This window comes from Corallococcus sp. CA054B (genome assembly GCF_003611625.1).
GTDB lineage: Bacteria > Myxococcota > Myxococcia > Myxococcales > Myxococcaceae > Corallococcus > Corallococcus coralloides.
The window spans coordinates 23,254-39,950 of sequence record NZ_RAVY01000074.1; the positions used below are offsets into that span (position 1 = coordinate 23,254).

Sequence of the window (16,697 nt, forward strand, 5' to 3'; positions counted from 1 at the left end):
ACACGCGCTCCGTCACTTCTGACGGACAGCGGGCTTTTCGCACCGCGAAATCCGCTCGGCCTCCCGCGCGCACAGATGCACGTGGGCGCTCCGGGCCTTAGCAACACCTCAGGCGACGACAACGCGGGAGGGGCCATGGTCGGGTGGATGGTCGGACTGTCGGTGGTGGCGGTGTCCCTGACCGCTGCCGGAGCAGAGGCTCCCCCCGCGACTCCACCGCCCACGGCGGAAGCGCCGCCGCCCGCGCCGTACTGCGAAGGCGAGTACGCGGACAGCTACGCCGCGCTGTCCCCCAAGGCGCGGGCCTTCGAGCAGGCGATGCAGAAGAAGTACACGTACTGCGTGCGCAGCACCGCCGTGTACGAGTGCCTGTCCTACGGCGCGGAGGGCAACGTGCGCCGCACGCGCACGCCGGTGTCCGCGCACGGCACCGCGTTCGCGTACAGGCAGCAGGCCGGGGAGACGTTGCTGCTCACCAACGAGCACGTCGTGGAGTGGCCGGACGTCACCAGCGACGCGCACCCGGTGGACGGCGTGCCTTCCGGCTGCAAGCGCGTGAAGGACGCGCTGAGCATCGTGGAGAACGAGGCGGACCACTACGACCGCGACGACATCCCGCTGTCCAAGGCGGTGGTGGATCCGCAGCTGGACCTGGCCGTCATCAAGTCCAAGGCGCCCCTGACGGTGATGCCGTGGAAGGTGGGCAAGAGCGCCGCCGTGCGCGAGCGCGACGTGGTGGACGTGCGCGGCTTCCCGCTGGGCGTCTTCAACGCCACCAACATGGGCAAGGTCATCTCCGCCTACGACCGCGACGAGTACAAGGAGTGGTACCACGATGACTTCGTCATCGACGCGCTCCTGTCGCAGGGCAACTCGGGGTCGCCCGTGCTCGCCATCTCCTGCAAGACGGGCGAGTTCGAGCTGGTGGGCGTCTACCACGCGGGCTACTCGCGAGGCAGCGCGCTCAACGTGGTGGTGGGCATCGACCAGGCGCGCGACCTGATGAACAACCTGCGCCGCACGCCCAGGCGTGCCATGGAGGACACGACGCCGCTGGACGCACTGGCCCGCGCCCGCGTGGCGAAGCGCGCGGAGGTGTCCGCCACGCCCTTCTTCCCCTTTGGCTCGCGCACCGCGGCGGTGTTCCCTCGCGCGGATGGCACCCTGCTCTTCGCGCTGTATGAACAGGACTTTCCGCGCCGCGTACACCCGCTGCTCGTGCTGGAAGACCTGCCCGTGGCCTCCCTGGACGAGGGCTTCGGGAAGGTGGGGCGCGTCTGGTTCGGGGGCGAGCGGGGCCTGCTGGAGCGCCCTCGCGCGGAGCAGGACGCGGAGCTGCAACAGCAGCTGGCCCGGCTGCTGGATGCGCTGCGCCGGGACGCGACGCTGACGTTCTCGTACCAGGATTCGCTGCCGGGCTCGGACGAATCCCGGCAGACCTTCGACACGTCGGCCCGGCTGGGCAAGACGCTGGAGCGCACCATCGTCGCGCACCGTGAGCTGAGTGACGCCGTCGCGGAGCTGGCGGACCGCTTCGCGCCGGACGACACGGAGCCCGCGACGCGCACGGAGTCCGTGCTGAAGAACCCTCCGCCGCCCGGCATCCACCTGGGCCTCACGGGGGAGCCGGCGGGACAAGCACCCGCGAGCACGCCGCCCCGTGACTCCGGCAAGCGTCAGCCCGCGAAGAGTACGCAGGGGAAGGCGGCCAGGACTCCGGCGGGCAAGTAGCTCATCCGGAACGCGACTGCCCGCGCGAAGCACGCAGCGCTGCGCGGCCAGGACCCGGGTGGGCATGCAGCCCGTCCTGAGGGCAGTCAGCCAGGCGGGCGCCACCGGAAAGCACAGCGCGGTCTCGGGAAGGCCCTTCCCGCCTCCGTACATTGGACAGGTGTGGAGGCCATGCCCGAACCCGCATCCGGAGCCGTGCATCCCGACCTGAGGACGGGGGCTCCCTCGCCCTGGCTGCGGCGGATCCTCCGGGGCTTGTTGGGGCAGGAGCGGCGCTTCTGGGTGCTGGTGGTGGGTGTGGGCCTCATCTCCGGACTGGGCGCGGTGGCGCTGCTCGCCGTGCTGCGCTTCACCCAGCACCTGTTCTGGCAGAGCAACACGGAGCACTTCCTGGAGGGGGCGCTCGCGTCGCCGGGCTGGCGCCGGTTCCTGGTGCCGGTGCTGGGCGGCGCGCTGGTGACGCTGGTGTCCCTGGTGGTGGGCCAGCCCCTGCGAGGCCACGGCACCGCGGGCATCATCGAATCCATCTGGGTGAAGTCCGGCCGGCTGCCCTTCCCTCGCGCGCTGTTGCGCGGCTTCGTGTCCATCCTCGCGGTGGCGCTGGGGGCGCCGCTGGGCCGCGAGGGCGCGCTCCTCCAGACGGGCGCGGCCAGCGGGTCCGCGCTGTCCGGGTGGCTGAAGCTGGGGCCGGGCCAGGCGCGCGTGCTGGTGGCGTGCGGCGCCTCGGCGGGCATCGCGTCCGCGTACAACGTCCCCATCGGCGCGGCCCTTTTCGGCCTGGAGGTGCTGCTGGGCAGCTTCGCGCTGGAGCTCTTTGGCCCCATCGTCGTGTCGTGCGTGGTGGCGACGCTCGTGTCGCGCACCCTCATCGCGGACCACCCCAGCTACGTCATCCCCCACTACGCCCTCACCCACCCGCGGGAGCTGCTGCTCGCGCTCATGCTGGGCGTGCTCGTGGGTGGGGCCTCCGCGCTCTACGTGCGCGGCATCAACGTCACGTCGGACCTCTTGGACAAGCTGCCGTCGTGGCTCACCCCGTTCATTCCGCTGGTCGCGATGACGGTGGTGGGCCTCACCGCCATCGCGGGGCCGTACCTCATGGGCAACGGCTACGACTCCGTGAACATGGCGCTGCACGGGACGCTGCCCCTCACGCTGCTGCTCATGCTGCCCCTGGCGAAGCTGGCGGTGACGTCGCTGTGCGCGGGCGCGGGGGTGCCGGGCGGGCTCTTCACCCCGTCCCTCTTCTTCGGCGCGCTCCTGGGCGGCGCGTTCGGGATGCTGGTGGAGCGGGCGATTCCGGGCGGCGCGGCGCCCAGCGGGGCCTACGCGCTGCTCGGCATGGGCGCGGTGCTCGCGGGCACCACGCACGCGTCCGTGTCCGCGGTGCTGATGATCTTCGAGATGACCGGTGACTACGACCTCATCCTCCCGCTGATGCTCGCCGCGGTGGTGGCCGCCGTCGTCAGCCGCCGGCTGGAGCCGGAGTCGCTCTACACGTCCGTGCTCGTGAAGCGCGACGTGCGCGTGCCCGCCTCCGTGCCGCACTGGCTGCGGGAGGAAGGCGTGCGCTCGCTCTTGTCACCGGCCACGCAGCGGGTGCCTCCCTCCGCGCCCTTCAACGAGGTGGTGGTGCTGCTCCTGGAGCAGCCCGCGGGCGCGGACCTCTACGTCACCGACGCGGAGGGGCGCCTGTTGGGCGTCATCTCCCTGGACGCGCTCAAGGGCCACCTGCCGGACCACTCGCTGCTCCAGGCCACCGTGGCCGCGGACGTGATGGACACCGGCGTGCAGCCCATCACCCCGGACCTGTCCCTGTCGGAGGTGGCCGCGCGGTTCAGCCACACGGAGCTGGACCGGCTGCCCGTGGTGGACGGAAGCCGGCGCCTGCTGGGTTCGCTCTCCAAGGGCGACCTGCTCAAGCGGGGGCGCTTCTAGATGGCGCTGGAGCCCCGCACGCGCGCGTGGAGCATCGTCGTGATGAGCCTGCTGTGCGCCGTGCTGACGTGGGTGCTGCTGCGCACCCCACCCCGCCCCGGTCAGCATCGTCCGGAAGGACCCGTACCCACGGAGGAACCCACCCGGGGCAATCCCTACCGGGGTTGGCCGCTGTTCCAGGGTTGGCCCGTACCTCAGCCCCCGGATAAGTCTCCGTCACACGACTCGAAGCCGTCCGACGCGCCCCGGCAACGTTGAAGGGCCACCGTCCGCTCACCCTGAAGGGACGGTCCAGGGCGGGCAACCAGCCGGGCTGCGCGTGAAGCGCTTGCATGCGGGAGGGCTGGGAGGAAGATGGCCATCGCCTTGGACGCCACTCCGTTCAACTTCGTCGCCATCGTGCTGTGCGTCTCCATTGGGGCGGGCCTGCTGGGTTCGCTGCTGGGCCTGGGCGGTGGCCTCATCCTCATCCCCGTCCTCACGCTCGTGCTCAAGGTGGACATCCGCTACGCGGTGGGGGCCTCCATCGTGTCCGTCATCGCCACGTCCAGCGGCGCGGCGGCGGCGTACGTGCGCGACGGCCTGGCCAACATGCGCGTGGCCATGTTCCTGGAGCTGGCCACCGTGGCGGGTGCCGTCACGGGCGCGATGCTCGCGGGCGCGGTGGGTGGCCGCGCGCTGTACTTCCTCTTCGGCGCGGTGATGGCCTATTCGGCGCTCGCGATGCTGCGCAAGCTGCACGAAGACGGCCGCCCCCGGCAAGAGCCGCCGCCGGATGCCCTCGCGGACAGGCTCGCGCTGCACGGCAGCTACTACGACGTGTCCACCGGCGGCGAGGTCGCGTACCGCGTGCACCGGCCGCTCATGGGCCTGGGGCTCATGTACATCGCGGGCACGGTGAGCGGGCTGCTGGGCATCGGCTCTGGCGCGCTGAAGGTGCCGGCCATGGACCTGGCGATGGGGCTGCCCATCAAGGTCTCCACCGCCACCAGCAACTTCATGATCGGCGTCACGGCGGCGGCCAGCGCGGGCATCTACTTCGCGCGCGGCGACATCGACCCGTTCATCGCCGGCCCCGTCTGCGTGGGCGTCACGCTGGGCGCGTTCGCGGGCTCGCGCTACCTCACGAAGCTCAAGAGCGCCTCCCTGCGCAGGCTCTTCGTGGCCGTGCTGCTGTGGGTGTCGTACGAGATGCTGTCCAAGGGAATCCAAGGATGAGCCCGGAACCCGCCGAACCTCCGTCTCCTCGGGAGACGACGACCACCACCGCCGTCGCGCAGGACGAGGTGGTGCCGCTCACGCCGGAGCTGCTCATCAGCCAGCTGTTGCGCGGCGGCGTGCTGCTCAGCCTGTCGCTCGTCACGTGCGGCATGGTGATGACCTTCTTCCGGCACCCGGACTACTTCTCATCCTCGGATGCGCTCCAGCGCCTCACCTCGCCGGACGACGCGCCGCACCAGCTGACGGACGTCTTCGAGGGCGTCATGGCCGTGCGCGGCCAGTCCTTCGTGATGGCGGGGCTCCTGGTGATGATCACCGTGCCCGTGCTGCGCGTGGCCCTGTCCCTGGGCATCTTCCGCGCGCAGAAGGACCGCACCTTCGCCGCCATCACCACCGGAGTGCTCGCGCTGCTCCTGCTCGCCTTCCTCCTGGGCGGTGTGGAGTAGTCCACTCAGCAGTCCACCCGTTCGTCACATCCACGCGGGCGCGAATCGCACTACAACGCGCGCCCATGGCCGAACGCGATCTCCCCCTCCTCCTCGTGCGCCACGCCGTGGCCGAGGACTCCCACGCCCTGGGCGACGAGGCCCGCGCCCTCACGCCCCAGGGCCGCGCCGCCTTCCGTCAGCACGCGAAGAAGCTCGCGCGCCTCACGCCGCTCATGGGCATCGTCACCAGTCCCCTGGTGCGCGCGGTGCAGACCGCGGAGCTGCTCGCGGACGCGCTCGGCCTGTCCCACGTGGAGGTCCACCCCGCGCTCGTGCCCATGAAGGGCGCGGCCCGCAACGTGCTCAAGCTGGCGCGCGACGTGGGCCCGGGCTGGGCGCTGGTGGGACACAATCCCTCGCTGGAGCGCGCCGCCGCGCTCGCGCTGGGCCATGCGCTGCCGGACAAGCTCCGCAAGGGCTGCGCGGTCGCCCTGCGGCCCGAAGGGCGCGTCTTCTCCCTGCAGTGGATGGCCGCGCCGGGGCGGTCCCTGCGGCGCCCGTAAGCCACGCTCGCGGCTCCGGAGAGATGCGGTTTCCCCGTACGAGGGCTTGCGAAACACCCCCGTCGCATGCAGGAGTACACGCTCCGTCAGGTTGTTCGTGCTCCAGCGAAACATGCGTTTTCCACAGGCCACAGCCCCCGCGACTCCCGGTGCCGGACACGGCCTGGAGCACGAGCGCGCGTCGGTCGTGGCACGCGTGCTCAGCCTGCTGAAGCTGAAGCTGATCGCCCTGGTCGTCATCGGGCTCGGGGCCCTGCCCGGGGTGATGGCGCCCAACAAGCCCTTCACGCCCATCGTCCCGCTGAGCCAGGGGCAGGGCAATCAGGGCCCCTTCGAGGAAGACCACCCCCGCGCCGACGTTGGCATCAAGGTCTTCGCGGAGAAGCACCGCCGTTCGGGCGGCCTGTTCATCGAGCCGGTCCCCACCGGATGCGGCCTGGCCGCGTTCATTGCCTCGCTCCAGCCCGCGTTGCGCGGCGGGGCCTCCGTGGCCCCGCCTGACGCTCCGGACGAGCAGGGCATCGCGCTGCGCCGCAAACAGCTGCCGCGCCGCGGTGGCCTGGACGAAGCAGCCGCCGTCTGACGTCCGCCGTCCCCCGCGCCTTGAGCCCATGAGCCGCGCGGCGTGGATGCCGCCATGCGGGCGGTGCCCCACAGACAGGATCATGGCGACGGCCACGGCGCGGATGCGCTGGACCGCACGCCGAAGATGGCCTCGCGCAACCCGGGCGAGGACAAGCGGCGCGGACGGCCCCGTCCCCCTTCTCCCCGGGGCCCGTCCGCGCCCGTCGTTTTTCGCGCACACAGTCCCGTGACGGACGTGACGCACTTGTTGCCGGCGCGTCACGTAGGCGCGAAGCGATGCGCGCACAGTACGTGCCCGCCATGTCCCACGTACTCATCGTCGACGACGAGCGCGACCTCGCGGAGCTCATCGACTTCAACCTGCGCGGCGCGGGCTTCACCACCCGCGTGGCCTTCACCGGAGAGGCGGCGCTCACCGCCGCGCGCGAGCAGCCCCCGGACGTGGTGCTGCTGGACCTGATGCTGCCGGACCTGTCCGGCATCGAGGTCTGCCGCCACCTGCGCGCCAACCCCCGCCTGCGTGACGTGCTCATCGTCATGCTCACCGCGAAGAGCGAGGAGGCGGACCGCATCCGCGGCTTCGAGGTCGGCGCGGACGACTATGTCGTCAAGCCCTTCTCCGTGCGCGAGCTGGTGCTGCGGCTCAAGGCCATCCTCCGGCGCGCGTCCTCGCCCCAGGAGGGCACGCCCCCACTGGCGCTGGGCCCCCTGCGCCTGGACGTCACCCAGCACCGCTTCTTCGTGGAGGAGAAGGAGACGCCCCTCACCGCGCTGGAGTTCCGCCTGCTGGAGTTCCTCATGGCCCGGCTGGGCCGGGTACAGACCCGCGAACAGTTGCTGGAGCAGGTCTGGGGCCTGTCCAGCGCGCTGGAGACGCGCACCATCGACACGCACGTCATGCGCCTGCGCGACAAGCTGGGCCCTGCCCGGGCCCTCCTGGAGACGGTGCGAGGTGTGGGTTACCGCATCGTGGACCCGGCGGCCGGGTAGCCAGGGGCTCCCTTTCCGTTACCCATTTGTCACGCAAGGGCCGTCAAACAGCCACATCGGGTCCATAGATCGTCACGCGTCCTCGGCTGCATCTTCGAGGGAGGAGACACCTCATGAAGAAGACTCTGCTCTCTGGCTTCGTCGCCTTCGGGCTTGCCGTCCTCCCGCTGACCGCCCAGGCAGGCACGGTGACGGTGAAGGGTTCGGACACCATGGTCATCCTCGCCCAGCGCTGGGCGGAGGCGTTCATGAAGAAGAACCCCGCCACGAAGATCCAGGTGACGGGCGGCGGCTCCGGCACGGGCCTGGCGGCCCTGCAGAACGGCACCACCGACATCGCCATGTCCAGCCGGGAGATCAAGGACGCGGAAGCCGCGAAGATCCGCGCCCGCAACAACGCCGCGCCCACGGCGCTGTCCGTGGCCAAGGACGGCGTCACCTTCTACGTCAACGAGACCAACAAGGTGGAGGCGCTCACGGCGGAGCAGCTCAAGGCCATCTACCTGGGCGACACGACGAACTGGAAGGACGTGGGCGGACAGGACGCTCCCATCGTCCCGTACTCGCGTGAGAACTCCTCCGGCACCTACGTCTTCGTGAAGGACCACGTGCTGGGCGGCGAGGACTTCGCCCCGGAGGCGCAGACGCTCCCCGGCACGGCCGCGGTGGTCAACGCGGTGGCCAAGGAGAAGAACGGCATCGGCTACGGCGGCGCCGCGTACGGCAAGGGCATCAAGGAGCTGAAGGTGAAGAAGGGCAATGAGACCATTGCCCCCTCCGCGCAGAACGTGAAGAGCGGCAAGTACCCGCTGTCGCGCGACCTGTTCTTCTACCTGGGCAAGGCGCCCTCGGGCGAAGTGAAGGCCTTCATCGACTTCGCGCTGTCCTCCGAGGGCCAGGCCATCGTCACCCAGGTCGGCTACTTCCCTGTGAAGTAGTTGGCGTCACGCGATTGTCACCCGGCGCGGGGTTCCCATGTTGGATAGACAGGCCGTCATGCAGGAGCAGGACCTCGCGCCCCCCGTGGCGCTGCCCACGCTGTCGCACGCGGCACGCCGGCGCCAGCTGAAGGAGAAGGCCATCGCCGCGCTCATCACCGCGGTGGCCTTCACGGGCATCGCCGCGCTGGTGCTCATCCTCGTCTTCGTGGCGAAGGAGGCGCTGACGCTCGTCACCGACGCGGCGGCGCGCGAGGAGGCCAGCTTCTCCAAGATGTTCCTCCCGCAGATGGTGCGCAAGGGGAAGCCCCTGGGCTACGTGTGGCAGCCGGTGTCCAACGTGCCCAAGGTCAGCATGATTCCGCTCTTCATCGGCACGCTGAAGACGACGGCGGTGTCCATGCTGGTGGCCGTGCCCCTGGGCATCTTCGGCGCGCTGTTCGCCGCGGAGTTCGCCCCCCGCCGCCTGCGTGAAGTGCTCAAGCCCACCATCGAGCTGCTCGCCGGCATCCCCTCCGTGGTGCTGGGCTTCTTCGCCCTGATGGTCATGGCCTCCTTCCTCCAGGAGACGTTCGGCTTCACGTCCCGGCTCAATGCCGTGGTGGCGGGCCTGGGCCTGGCGCTGGCCATCGTGCCGGTCATCTTCACGGTGACGGAGGACGCGCTCACCGCCGTGCCGCGCAGCTACCGGGAGGCGTCCCTGGCGCTGGGCGCCACGCCCTGGGAGACGGCGTGGAAGGTGGTGCTCCCGGCGGCGGCCCCCGGCATCCTCGCCGCGTGCGTGCTGGGCTTCGGGCGCGCCATCGGTGAGACGATGATCGTCCTCATGGCCTCCGGCAACGCGGCCATCGTGTCCTGGAACCTGGGCGACTCGGTGCGCTCGCTGTCCGCCACCATCGCCGCGGAGATGGGCGAGGTGGTGGTGGGCAGCCCGCACTACGCGCTGCTCTTCTTCATCGGCGTGGAGCTGTTCCTCTTCACCTTCGTGCTCAACCTGCTCGCGGGGATGTGGACGAAGAAGGTCATCCAGCGGCTCAAGGGAGGTGCGGGGTGAAGCACGCCACTCGCAAGGTCGTGGGCCTGTCGCTCGTGTCCCTCACGGGGCTGGCCGCGTTCGTCATGGTGGCGATGCTCGCCTTCATCCTGCTGGACGTCATCCAGGGCGGCTGGAGCCACCTGTCCTGGCAGTTCCTCTCCCAGGCGCCCACGGACGGGATGATGGGCGGCGGCATCTTCCCCGCCCTCGTCGGCACCGCGGCGCTCACGCTGCTCATGACCCTGGCGGTGATGCCGGTGGGCGTGCTCACGGCGGTGTACCTGCACGAGTACGCGCGGCCCTCCAGCTTCCTGGCCCGCGCGGTGCGCGTGGCGGTGGCGAACCTGGCGGGCGTGCCGTCCATCGTGTTCGGCCTCTTCGGCCTGGGCTTCTTCATCCTCTTCGTGGGCAAGGGCCTGGACCACGCGCTGGGCTACGAGGAGCTGCACTGGGCCCAGCCGGGCATCCTCTGGGCGTCGCTCACGCTGGCGGTGCTCACCCTGCCCGTGGTCATCGTGTCCACGGAGGAAGCGCTGCGCGCCGTGCCCCAGGAGCAGCGCACCGCGAGCCTGGCGCTGGGGGCCACTCAGTCGCAGACGCTGGCGCGGGTGGTGTTGCCGGGCGCGCTGCCGGGCATCCTCACCGGCGCGGTGCTGGCCGTCTCCCGTGGCGCGGGGGAAGTGGCCCCCATCCTCTTCACCGGCGCGGCGTACTTCCTGCCGGACCTGCCCACGAGCCTGAACTCGCAGTTCATGCACCTGGGCTACCACACCTACGTGCTGGCCACGCAGTCGCCGGACGTGGAGGCCACCCGCCCGCTGCTGTACGCGACGGTGCTGGTGCTGCTGCTGCTCACCTTCGCCCTCAACCTGGTCGCGGTCTTCATCCGCACGCGCACGCGCCGCAAGGCCGCGGCCGGCCACTGACGCCCTTCATCCCATGCCCCTCTCCTCCGCCACGCCGCGCAACAAGATGGAAGCCCGTGAGCTCACCCTGCGCTACGGCAGCAAGGTGGCCATCAAGCAGGTGAGCCTGGCCATCCTCGAGCACAAGGTGACGGCGCTCATCGGCCCGTCCGGCTGCGGAAAGTCCACCTTCCTGCGCTCGCTCAACCGGATGAACGACCTCATCCCCGGCGCGAACCACGACGGCAGCGTGTTCCTGGACGGCCGCAGCATCCACGACCGCTCCCTGGACGTGGTGGACCTGCGCCGGCGCGTGGGCATGGTCTTCCAGAAGTCCAACCCCTTCCCCAAGTCCATCTTCGAGAACGTCGCCTACGGCCTGCGCGTGGGCGGCCTCAAGGACAAGGCGAAGCTGGCCGCCCGGGTGGAGAAGTCCCTGCGCGGCGCGGCGCTGTGGGACGAGGTGAAGGACCGGATGGAGGAGAGCGCCCTGGGCCTGTCCGGCGGTCAGCAGCAGCGCCTGTGCATCGCGCGCGCGCTGGCGGTGGAGCCGGAGGTGCTGCTGATGGACGAGCCCGCGTCCGCGTTGGATCCCATCGCCACGGCGAAGATCGAAGAGCTCATCCACGAGCTCAAGGCCACGTACACCATCGCCATCGTGACCCACAACATGCAGCAGGCCGCGCGCGTGAGCGACCGGACGGCTTTCTTCTACATGGGGGAATTGGTGGAGTGCGGTCCCACGGAGCAGATCTTCACCAATCCCCACGAGAAGCGCACGGAGGACTACGTCACCGGGAAGTTCGGCTGAAGCCCTCCCGCGCGACGGAACAGGACGACATGGCGGCCACGCACACCGACAAGGCATTCGAGCAGGACCTGCGCAACCTGCGCGAGAAGCTGCTCGCCATGGGGGCCAAGGTGGAGACCCTCATCTCCCAGAGCACCCGCGCCCTCACCGACCGCGACTCCGCGCTGGCGGAGCAGGTGGTGGGCGCGGACCGCGAGGTGAACCGGCTGGAGGTCGACATCGACGACCTGTGCCGCCGCATCCTCGCCCTGCGCCAGCCGGCCGCCTCCGACCTGCGCCTCATCACCACGGCGCTGAAGATCGTCACCGACCTGGAGCGCATCGGTGACCTGGCGGTGAACATCGCCGAGCGCGCCATGGACCTGAACCAGGCGCCGCCGCTGGCGCCGTACGTGGACACGCCGAAGCTGGCGGAGCTGGCGCAGCAGCAGGTGAAGAAGGCCCTGGACGCGTTCGTGTCCGGGGACGCGGCCAAGGCGGAGGACGTCCTCAAGGGGGACGACCTGCTGGATGCCCTCTTCCTCAAGATCTTCAACGAGCTCCTGGCCTACATGATGGAGGACTCGCGCAACATCCGCCGGGCCACGGCGTTGATGTTCATCGCGAAGCACCTGGAGCGCATTGGCGACCACGCGCTCAACGTGGCGGAGATGGTCATCTACATGGTGCGCGGCAAGGACGTCCGCCACCCGCGAAGCCGCGACCTGGAGTAGGCGGCTTCACCGGCGTGTCACGGCGAGTTGGCCGTCCCGCCGCCCCGCCGCCCCGGTCCCGCCTTGTGGGGCCTCCAGGGTGGCGACATGCTCATCGCCTCCAGCCTCCTCCTGGCCGCGTCCGCAGTGGGCCTCGTGGCCCTCCTCCTCCAGGCGCTGTTGTCGTCCGAGGCCCGCTTTGACTTGTGGGTCCTCCAGCGCGGCGGCGGGGATGATCGCCGCGGCCTTCGGCTGGAGCGTCATCCACCGCACAGCGGTAGCGCCCTCGACGTCCCTGGCGCAGGCACGCGCTGCGCTTCGCCGCGTGGTGGCATGGAGCGTTCCGGCGCACGGTGGACTGGCGCGGCACGCGGTTGCGCGTGGTGTCAGGCACGCGCCTGGTGCCGATGCGTGCTCGAAGCACTCCCGCGACGGAGTGGATCCCCAGCAACGGGGTGGGGTGAACGACGCTGGCCCAACTTTTGACGAACCTTCGTACAGCAACCCTCGCCGCTCGAAGAACCGATGCCTATCTCCTTCAGCATGCCCTCCCTGAAGCTGGCGCATCTTTCGGATCTTCACCTGGACATGAGCCGCGAGAGCGACGCGTCAGCGTCCTCCCTGGTGAAGGCCCTGACAGCGCAGGAGGTGGATCACGTGGTGGTGACGGGTGACCTCACGCACCGCGGATCCCACGCCGAGTTCCAGCGCTTCCGTGAACACTTCTCGCCCTGGATGGAGACCGGGCGCCTCACCTTCATCCCTGGCAACCATGACCGGCCCGGCGAGGATGTGGGCAGCGGCTTCATGGAGGGTCGCAAGGTCCACACCGTGGAGACGGCGGGCCTCTTCCTGGTCTGCGTGGACTCCACCGGTGAGCACAACCGCAACTATTTCCACAGCCACGGCGAACTGACGGAAGGCGTCGTGGACGAAGTGGACCGCGTGCTGGAGCACGCGCCGAAGGACGCGCTGGTCGCGGTGCTGCTGCACCACCACGTGATGCCGCTTCCGCTGGAGAGCTTCCCGGAGTGGATCGCCACGAAGTGCGGCCTGCCCCACGCGTCGGAGCTCGCGTTGGGAAGCCGACTGCTGGAGCGCGTGGGCGGCCGGGCGGACCTGGTGCTGCACGGCCACCGGCACATCCCCAGCGAGGCGGACCTGGGCACCCCGGGCGAGCGCTCCTTGCGCGTCTACAACTCCGGCAGCAGCACGGACCTGGGGCGCTTCCGCGTCTTCAGCCACATGGCCGGCCGGCTGGTGGGCGAGCCCGCGTGGTGTCAGGCGTCGGAGCCCGCGAAGCCGCGCACGGCGGTCCACAACGTCAGGCCTGCCCTCCAGTACCTGGTGGGCCAGCTGGGCATGGCGCTCTTCTAGGGCCTGACCGGCTGCCTGCTGGAGGCTGTCCCCAAGTCCAAGTGTCGCGAATGCCAGCGGGTCCCCAGGAGGTTCTCCCCAGGTCAGGAGGATGCTTGGGGAGACTCGCGCTGGATGATGGTGCCCGGAAGGTCCTGGTCGTGGATGACGACGCGGACTGGAGGGAATTCCTCCGGGTGAGCCTGGAGGACCTCGGCTATGAGACCACCGAGGCAGCGGACGGACAGGAGGCGCTCGACTCGCTCAAGCGGGGCGAGCGCTTCGGGGTCATGCTGCTGGACCTGAACATGCCGGGAATGAGTGGCCTGGAGGTCGTGGAGAAGCTGCCACGCGCGGCCACCACCCCGCGCATCGTCTTCCTCACCTCCGCGGCGGCGCAGGATGTAGGCAGCGCACTCATGTCGGGTCCCCACTACTACCTACCCAAGGGTGCGAGTCGCGACCAATTGTCGCTCCTCCTGCAATCGCTGGGGGTGTAGGACGGGAGGGGTCACCCGCCGCCATGACGCGGGGTGGGTCCAGCCGGGAGGTCCGCCATCGTCACGGAGCTCGTCATCATCCTCTTGCTGGTCCTGGCCAATGGCGTCTTCGCGGGCGCCGAGCTGGGCCTTCTGTCCGTGCGCAAGACGCGGCTGAAGGAGCTCCTGGAGCAGGGCAGCAAGTCCGCGAAGGCCGTCGCGGCGCTGCGGGATGATCCGGAGCGGCTGCTCGCCACGGTGCAGATTGGCATCACGGTGATTGGCTCCACGGCGGCGGCCTTCGGCGGCGCGAGCATCGCGCAGCGGCTGGCGGGCGTCCTGTCCGGCCTGGGCGTGCCGGAGGCCACGGCGAGCCAGGTGGCGTTCGCGCTGGTGGTCGCGCTGGTGTCGTACCTGTCGCTGGTGCTGGGGGAGCTGGTGCCCAAGTCCCTGGCGCTGCGCTTCTCCGAGCAGTACGCGCTGACGCTGGGCCGCCCGCTCAAGGCGCTGGCGTGGGTGATGCGGCCCCTGGTGTGGTTCCTCACCGCGAGCTCCAACGTGGTGCTGAAGCTCTTCGGGGACAAGACGAACTTCTCCGAGTCGCGCCTGTCGCCGGACGAGTTGATGCAGTTGGTGGAGGAGGCGTCGAAGCAGGGCACGTTGGATCCGCGCGCGGGGGAGATTGCGTCGCGGGCCTTCGAGCTGGGGGACCTGACGTTGGGCGAGGTGATGGTGACGCGCGAGCACATCGTCGCGCTGCGCCGGCACGCGAGCAACGAGGAGATCCGCCAGGTGCTGCTGGAGCACGGGCACTCGCGGATGCCGGTGTGCGAGGGCACCATCGACAACGTGGTGGGGTACATCGTGGCCAAGGACCTCCTGGGCGTGGCCTGGGAGGGGCACCTCATCGTCCTGGAGGACGTGCTGCGCCCGCCGCTGTTCCTGGTGGAGTCCATGCGCGCCATCGCGGCGATGAAGGAGCTGCAGCGCCGGCGGATGCAGCTGGCGGTGGTGGTGGACGAGCACGGCGGCGTGGTGGGGCTGGTGACGGTGGAGGACCTGGTGGAGGAGCTCGTGGGGGACATCCTCAGCGAGTCCGAGACGCCGGAGGTGCTGGTGCGGCGCGAGGGGCCCACCCTCGCGGTGGTGCAGGGCGAGGCGAGCCTGCGCGAGGTGAACCGCGCGCTGGGGCTGGAGCTGGAGGAGAACGAGGACTACTCCACCGTCGCGGGCCTGTGCATCGCGCTCGCGGGAGGCGCCATCCCGGAGCAGGGCACGAAGCTGTCCATGCCGGACGGCACGGTGCTGGAGGTGGTGGAGGCGTCGCCGCGCCGCGTGCGCGAGGTGCGCTTCCACCTGCTGGAGCAGCCCGTGCAGCCGGAGGCGTGACGGCGGTCCCTCCCCTTCGTGTGAATCCGGACGCTGCCCCGGGGTCCCGTTGGAGATGCCGCACCGGGCACCTATATGCCCGGGAGGGGCACCCCGGCCCTGGGGAGGCGCGCACATCGGATGCAGTCCTCAGCCCCACGTATCGCGTTCGTCATCGAGACGACGCTCGGCAACGCGGTGTTCCTGGACAACCTCAAGCGGGCCATGGGGCGCCGCACCGACATCACGCCGGTGTGGCTGCCCATCGACGAGCACGTGAATGACCTCTGGGAGCACCTGCCGATGGTGCGCTCGCGGCTGTCGATGCGCGGAGGGCTGCGGGCGCGCGTCGCGCTGAACCAGGCCTCCTCGCGGGAGCCGGTGCGGGCCGCGGTGGTGCACACGCAGCGGCTGGCGCACCTGTCGCACGACTTCATGCGCCGCGTGCCGAGTGTCATCTCCACGGACGCGACGCCCAGCGGTCTGGAGGAATACCTGCGCTACTACGGCCTGCGCACGCAGCACGCGGGCTGGCTGGGCCGGGCGAAGAACGTGCTGCACCGGCGCACGTACGCCATCGCGAAGGGGATGCTGTCCTTCTCGCAGTACACCAAGCGCTCGCTGGTGGAGGAGTACGGCGTGCCCGACAAGAGCGTGCACGTCGTGTGGCCCAGCGTGGACACGACGCTGTGGCGGCCGGCGCCGGAGAAGAAGCCCCGGGACGGCGTGGTGCGGCTGCTCTTCGTGGGAAGCGACCTGGGGCGCAAGGGCGGCCAGCTGCTCCTGCGCTGGGCGCGGGAGACGCGGCGGAGGAACTGGCGGCTGGACCTGGTGACGTCCACGCCCTTCGAGGCGCCGCCGGGGGTGCGCATCCACGTGGGCTTGCAGCCGAACTCGCCGGAGCTGATTGGCCTGGCGCAGGCGGCGGACCTCTTCGTGTTGCCGACGATGGCGGACATGTCGTCCTGGGCCATCGCGGAGGCGAAGGCCGCGGGCCTGGCGGTGCTGTCCACGCCCGCGGGTGGCGTGGGCGAGCTGGTGCGCGACGGCGTGGACGGGCGCATCGTGCCGGCGGGGGACTACACTGCGCTGGCGCACATGCTGGACGCGCTGTTGCAGCGCCCGGCGACACTGGAGGCCATGGGACGGGAGGCCCGCCGCATGGCCGAGGCGCACATGGACCTGGACACGACGTGTTCGCGGATGCTCGCGTTCATCCGTCAGGTGACGGGTGTCTGAGCGGGACAGGCGCTCGCTGGGCGTCCGCGTGGAGTGGCCTCCGGGCCATGCCGTCTTGGACGGGCCCGCTTCGGACGGAGCTGGAAAGGGCCCAAAAGCAAAGGCCCGGAATCCCTGGGATTTCCCCAGTGATTCCGGGCCCTTACGTCTGCGCGCGATGCAGGATTCGAACCTGCGGCCTTTGGCTCCGGAGGCCAACGCTCTATCCAGCTGAGCTAATCGCGCAGAACCGCTTTCCGGTGTCGGAGGAGTAACCGAAGTCCCCAGACGACGCAAGCACGCAATCCTGACCTGCCCTGGACTAGACCCGGGGACATGAACCGCGCACCCCTGCTATCCGCTGGCCTCCTCGCTGCCTGCCTGGCCTGCACGGAGTCACCCCGGACGCCCGCGGCGTCCCCTGCCCTGAGCCCGACC

At 70.2% G+C, this 16,697-nt stretch carries 16 protein-coding genes and 1 tRNA gene; 16 read left to right on the forward strand and 1 reads right to left on the reverse strand.

Going from position 1 to position 16,697, the window contains the following annotated elements; translation table 11 throughout:
- The first annotated feature begins 135 nt into the window (after nucleotides 1-135).
- From D7V80_RS19305 to D7V80_RS19395, 16 genes are all read left to right on the forward strand, one after another.
- Complete coding sequence (locus D7V80_RS19305) at nucleotides 136-1,731, forward strand: S1C family serine protease (protein WP_158616666.1); 1,596 nt, start codon at nucleotides 136-138, stop codon at nucleotides 1,729-1,731.
- 171 nt (nucleotides 1,732-1,902) lie between these two features.
- Nucleotides 1,903-3,669 (forward strand): chloride channel protein, encoded by a 1,767-nt coding sequence (locus D7V80_RS19310; protein WP_120589558.1) that lies wholly within the window; start codon nucleotides 1,903-1,905, stop codon nucleotides 3,667-3,669.
- 354 nt (nucleotides 3,670-4,023) lie between these two features.
- Nucleotides 4,024-4,887: a sulfite exporter TauE/SafE family protein gene (locus D7V80_RS19320; protein WP_120589546.1), complete on the forward strand. Its 864-nt coding sequence runs from the start codon at nucleotides 4,024-4,026 to the stop codon at nucleotides 4,885-4,887.
- On the forward strand, nucleotides 4,884-5,336 hold the full coding sequence (locus D7V80_RS19325; RefSeq protein WP_120589547.1) for a DUF1634 domain-containing protein: 453 nt from the start codon (nucleotides 4,884-4,886) through the stop codon (nucleotides 5,334-5,336). Before D7V80_RS19320 ends, D7V80_RS19325 begins: the two co-directional genes overlap by 4 nt.
- Nucleotides 5,337-5,401: 65 nt before the next feature.
- Nucleotides 5,402-5,881, forward strand: a complete 480-nt coding sequence (locus D7V80_RS19330) for a histidine phosphatase family protein (protein WP_120589548.1) — start codon at nucleotides 5,402-5,404, stop codon at nucleotides 5,879-5,881.
- A gap of 187 nt (nucleotides 5,882-6,068) precedes the next feature.
- Nucleotides 6,069-6,464: a hypothetical protein gene (locus D7V80_RS19335; protein ID WP_147447142.1), complete on the forward strand. Its 396-nt coding sequence runs from the start codon at nucleotides 6,069-6,071 to the stop codon at nucleotides 6,462-6,464.
- 302 nt (nucleotides 6,465-6,766) lie between these two features.
- A complete protein-coding gene (locus tag D7V80_RS19340) occupies nucleotides 6,767-7,456 on the forward strand; it encodes a response regulator (protein ID WP_120589559.1) in 690 nt (229 codons plus the stop codon).
- 113 nt (nucleotides 7,457-7,569) lie between these two features.
- Nucleotides 7,570-8,394, forward strand: coding sequence for a phosphate ABC transporter substrate-binding protein (locus tag D7V80_RS19345; RefSeq protein WP_120589550.1), 825 nt, complete (start codon nucleotides 7,570-7,572; stop codon nucleotides 8,392-8,394).
- Nucleotides 8,395-8,452: 58 nt separating this feature from the next.
- Nucleotides 8,453-9,448 carry a phosphate ABC transporter permease subunit PstC gene (pstC, locus tag D7V80_RS19350; RefSeq protein ID WP_014395434.1) on the forward strand — a complete coding sequence of 332 codons (996 nt, stop codon included), beginning with the start codon at nucleotides 8,453-8,455 and terminating at the stop codon, nucleotides 9,446-9,448.
- Nucleotides 9,445-10,356, forward strand: a complete 912-nt coding sequence (gene pstA, locus D7V80_RS19355; RefSeq protein ID WP_120589551.1) for a phosphate ABC transporter permease PstA — start codon at nucleotides 9,445-9,447, stop codon at nucleotides 10,354-10,356. The genes pstC and pstA overlap by 4 nt, the downstream gene beginning before the upstream one ends.
- Before the next feature lie 46 nt (nucleotides 10,357-10,402).
- Nucleotides 10,403-11,146 carry a phosphate ABC transporter ATP-binding protein PstB gene (gene pstB, locus D7V80_RS19360; protein WP_120589560.1) on the forward strand — a complete coding sequence of 248 codons (744 nt, stop codon included), beginning with the start codon at nucleotides 10,403-10,405 and terminating at the stop codon, nucleotides 11,144-11,146.
- Nucleotides 11,147-11,175: 29 nt separating this feature from the next.
- Complete coding sequence (phoU, locus tag D7V80_RS19365; RefSeq protein WP_014395431.1) at nucleotides 11,176-11,859, forward strand: phosphate signaling complex protein PhoU; 684 nt, start codon at nucleotides 11,176-11,178, stop codon at nucleotides 11,857-11,859.
- A gap of 504 nt (nucleotides 11,860-12,363) precedes the next feature.
- Nucleotides 12,364-13,215, forward strand: a complete 852-nt coding sequence (locus tag D7V80_RS19380) for a metallophosphoesterase (protein WP_120589553.1) — start codon at nucleotides 12,364-12,366, stop codon at nucleotides 13,213-13,215.
- A 50-nt stretch (nucleotides 13,216-13,265) separates the two neighbouring features.
- Nucleotides 13,266-13,694: a response regulator gene (locus tag D7V80_RS19385; protein ID WP_120589554.1), complete on the forward strand. Its 429-nt coding sequence runs from the start codon at nucleotides 13,266-13,268 to the stop codon at nucleotides 13,692-13,694.
- An 84-nt stretch (nucleotides 13,695-13,778) separates the two neighbouring features.
- Nucleotides 13,779-15,062, forward strand: a complete 1,284-nt coding sequence (locus D7V80_RS19390) for a hemolysin family protein (protein ID WP_120589561.1) — start codon at nucleotides 13,779-13,781, stop codon at nucleotides 15,060-15,062.
- 120 nt (nucleotides 15,063-15,182) lie between these two features.
- Nucleotides 15,183-16,280 (forward strand): glycosyltransferase family 4 protein, encoded by a 1,098-nt coding sequence (locus D7V80_RS19395; RefSeq protein ID WP_120589555.1) that lies wholly within the window; start codon nucleotides 15,183-15,185, stop codon nucleotides 16,278-16,280.
- 151 nt (nucleotides 16,281-16,431) lie between these two features.
- Here the strand turns inward: D7V80_RS19395 and D7V80_RS19400 are convergent.
- Nucleotides 16,432-16,505: transfer RNA gene (locus D7V80_RS19400), tRNA-Arg, on the reverse strand.
- Nucleotides 16,506-16,697 lie beyond the last annotated feature (192 nt).